At 52.2% G+C, this 2,797-nt stretch carries 2 protein-coding genes; one reads left to right on the forward strand and one right to left on the reverse strand.

The window, feature by feature from the left end:
* Positions 1–269, forward strand: a 269-nt coding sequence (locus Q7J88_RS06770; RefSeq protein WP_303721403.1) for a citrate/2-methylcitrate synthase, incomplete at its 5' end; no start/stop codon positions are given.
* A 119-nt stretch (positions 270–388) separates the two neighbouring features.
* Here Q7J88_RS06770 and polA read toward each other — a convergent pair.
* The coding region (polA, locus tag Q7J88_RS06775; RefSeq protein WP_303721404.1) for a DNA polymerase I at positions 389–2,797 on the reverse strand (2,409 nt) is incomplete at its 5' end.

Here is a 2,797-nt window from a genome sequence, read left to right on the forward strand (position 1 = left end):
AACTCGAAGAACGGGTTCGCAACGATTCCTATTTCCAGGAGCGGAATCTCTATCCGAATGTCGATTTCTATAGCGGTATCATCTATCGTGCGATCGGTATCCCGACCAACATGTTCACCGTCATGTTCGCCCTGGGCCGCCTGCCGGGCTGGATCGCCCAATGGACAGAGATGAAGGAAGACAAGGAGAATGCCCGTATCGGCAGGCCGCGCCAGGTCTACACCGGTCACACCTTGCGGTCGTTCGTACCGATGCACGAGCGTAAATAACTCTCAGATACCCGAAAAAAACCAGCTGCATGAAGTGAGGAGCAGCCGAACCACATGGTGATGCTCTTTCCAACAATATGAAAGCAGGAAACGGCCCATTGCAGCCGTCTCCTGCTTTCCTATTTGGCGAGGCTTTTACCAACCGTCACATTCACCACCAGCGGCACGTCGAGCTGCATCGCCTTTTCCATCGATTCTTTAATTATTTCCCTGGCTGCTTCCACCTGGTCTTCAGGTACCTCAAACACCAGTTCATCGTGAATCTGCAACAGCAGCGTCGCCGGAACAGAGGCTTTACGGAGCGCTGCAACCACTTTCAACATGGCAAGTTTGATGATATCTGCGGCGGTTCCCTGGATCGGGGTATTGATCGCGGTCCGCTCAGCAAATTCCCGCTGAATACGATTACTACTGCTGATCTCCGGTACAGCCCTCCGTCGATTCATCAGGGTAGTGACAAAACCATCTTCTTTGGCTTTGACGACAACGTCCTCCATGAATTGTTTTACCCCGCTATAGAGGGTAAAATACCTGTCGATAAAGCTCTGGGCTTCTTTCCGGCTGATGCCAAGCTGACCGGAAAGTCCGAAACTGCTCATACCATAGACAATGCCGAAATTGATGCTCTTGGCGACTCGCCGCATATCGCCGGTTACCAAGAGCGGTGACACGCCAAATATCTGGGCCGCGGTCCGGGTATGAATATCATCACCAGCCGTAAATGCAGCCATCAGAGCCTTATCTCTCGAATAATGAGCCAAAACCCGCAAGTCGATCTGGGAATAGTCAGCCGAGACAAAAAGCTGGCCGTCAGCCGGCACAAAGGCCTGACGAATACGGTTGCCTTCCTCCCCGCGTATCGGGATATTCTGCAGGTTCGGGTTACTGCTCGACAACCGGCCGGTTGCTGTCACGGCTTGATTAAACGAGGTGTGGATCCGCCCGCTTTCCGGGTCCTGCAAGGTAGCCAGCTTTTCCACGTAGGTGGTCTGCAGCTTTGCAATAGTCCGGTACTCGAGGATAAGCGCCGGCAGTTCATGCTTTGGCGCCAACTTTTCCAGCACCTTCACATCTGTCGAATAGCCGGTCTTGGTCTTGCGGCCATGGGGAAGGTTGAGTTCCTCAAAAAGAATCTGACCCAACTGCCGTGGAGAGTTGATGTTGAAACTTTGACCCGCTACTGCATAGATTCGCTGCTCTATCCCTGCAAGTTTGCCTAAAAACTCAGCCGAAAGATCACCAAGGAGATGCTGATCGATACAGATGCCCGTCATTTCCATCTCGGCAAGTATTGGCATCAACGGCATCTCCAGCTCATGAAAGAGGTGGTCGAGCTGCTTTTCAATTAGCTTATCTTGAAACTCCTGCCAGAGGCTCAGGGTACCATAAACATCTTCACAGCTGTAATTGCAGGCATTCTCGGGATCGACATAGGCAAAGCAGTCCTCCCTCTTATCCTGACCAACCACCTCCTCAAATGCTGTCATACGGATGCCAAGGTCACGACAGAGGTCGTCCAACTTCAGCGATCGTCCCGGCACCTCCAGGAGATGGGCGGCAATCATGGTGTCGGCCAAGGGGGGGGCCAGGTTCATCTGCCACTGCCGGTTTATTACAGTGTAGTCATACTTCAGGTTATGACCGATTTTCAGGATTCCCGGAGTAAGCAGTAACGGTGCGAGCACTTCCTTCACCATCTCTTCGTCCAATTGCCCTTCCACTCGAACACCTTCTGCATCCAGATGTCCCATGGGGATATACCAGGCCCGGTCAAGATCACTGCAGAGCGATACCCCGACCAATCTTGCTCGGCGGGCATCGAGCGAAGTGGTTTCGGTGTCGATCACAACCTGCTTTTTACCGAGCAATTCCTGCACCACCTGTTCAAGCTGGATTTTCGTCGTTATACGGCTAAATTTTTCGGTCGTTATTTTCTCAGAAGTGTCAATCTCTTTCAAAAAGGAGGCAAACTCCAGTTCGGTATAGAGTTCGGCAAGCCTGGTATCATCACCCTCACGCAGGGCATAGCGTTCCAGCTCCTCGGGTACCGCTGCATCTTCTTTTAAACGAATCAGATCCCGTGAGAGAAACGCCGAATCCCTATTTTCAAGAAGACGTTCTTTCATTTTTGACGGTTTCATCGTGTCGATACTGTCATACAAGTTCTCGAGGGTCCGGTATTCGGCGATCAGTTTCTCGGCAGTCTTCGGACCGATCCCCGGAACCCCTGGAACATTGTCGGCACTGTCACCGACCAGGGCAAACATATCGAGCAGTTGCTCAGTAGCAACACCGTACTTGTGCTCGATTGCCGCAGCGTCCATAACTTTTTCCTTCATCGGATCCCACATCACCACCGAACCGCCGACCAGCTGCAGCAGATCCTTATCGCCGGAAACAATCACCACCCGAAGTCCGCGCGCACTTAACACCCGTGCGGCCGAGGCGATTAAATCGTCTGCCTCAATTCCCGGCTCCTCAAGTGAGAGAATATTTGAGGAAGCGACAAAATCACGAATATAGGGAAC

The sequence above is a fragment of the Malonomonas rubra genome (assembly GCF_003247215.1).
GTDB classification, from domain to species: Bacteria; Desulfobacterota; Desulfuromonadia; order Desulfuromonadales; family Geopsychrobacteraceae; genus Malonomonas; species Malonomonas rubra_A.